Origin of the sequence: Paraburkholderia fungorum, assembly GCF_046026025.1 — a bacterium.
Classification (GTDB): Bacteria; Pseudomonadota; Gammaproteobacteria; order Burkholderiales; family Burkholderiaceae; genus Paraburkholderia; species Paraburkholderia fungorum_E.
The window spans coordinates 1-1,078 of the sequence record NZ_JAQQFL010000098.1; the positions used below are offsets into that span (position 1 = coordinate 1).

The 1,078-nt window shown below is 69.2% G+C and carries 1 protein-coding gene; it reads right to left on the reverse strand.

Features of this window, described 5'->3' with window-relative positions; genetic code table 11:
- Positions 1-1,061 (reverse strand): AMP-binding protein (locus PQR67_RS38165; RefSeq protein ID WP_408467948.1); only part of this gene is annotated, 1,061 nt, incomplete at its 3' end.
- Positions 1,062-1,078: the final 17 nt, after the last annotated feature.

Here is a 1,078-nt window from a genome sequence, read left to right on the forward strand (position 1 = left end):
CCACCGACTTCAAAGAAGTTGTCGGTCACACCGATATCGTCACGGCCCAGCACGCCCTGCCAGATCGTGAGCAGCGTGGCCTCCAGCGGCGTGCGCGGCGCAACGCACCCGAGCCCCTCCTGCGCCTCCGGCTCCGGCAGCGCGCGACGGTCCACCTTGCCGTTCTGCATCACCGGCAGACGCCCCAGCATCACGAACGCTCCCGGCACCATGTAGCCCGGCAGCCGCGCTTCCAGTGCACCGCGCAGCACACCCGCCTCCAGCGTCACGCCCGGCGCACCCGACACATAGCCCACCAGACGCCGCCCCTCGCCCTCGCCTTTGAGCTCCACCACCGCTTCGCGCACCCCTTCCACCTGGCGCAGCACCGCCTCGATCTCCCCCAGTTCGATGCGGAAGCCCCGCAGCTTCACCTGCTGGTCCAGCCGCCCCAGGAAGTCGATCGTGCCGTCTTCACGGCGCCGGCACAGGTCGCCCGTGCGATACAGACGCGCGCCGTCCTCCCGGTACGGGTCCGGAATGAACTTCTCCGCCGTCTGCGCCGCCCGGTTCAGATAACCGCGCGCCAGCGTCTCACCGCCGATGCACAACTCGCCAAGCCCGCCCACCGGCGCCTCGTTGGCCGCTTCGTCCAGCACGTAGACCGTGCGCGATCCGTACGGCACCCCGATCGAAACAATGGCCTGATCGACGTCCTCCGGCTGCGTCTCGCGGTACATGCACGCCACCGTGGTTTCCGTCGGCCCGTACAGGTTGTCCAGGCGGATATGGCCCAGCGGACCCGCGCGCCACTGACGCAACGCGTCGCCCGGCAATCCTTCGCCGCCCACCGTGATCTGCCGCAGCGCGCGCAGGCTCTGCGCCGGCGGCGGCTCACGCAGCCACTGCTGCCAGTACGCCGTCGGTATGCGCGAGAACGTCACCCCTTCTTCGGCCAGGTGGCGGCTGGTGGTCGCCAGATCCCAGAGCTGCGGCCCGCGCATCTCGATCTGACCGCCGCACAGCAGCGCCGGCAGCATCTCGTGCAGCGACACGTCGAAGTTGATCGTCGACGACTGCAACTGTTTGTCCGTCTCAC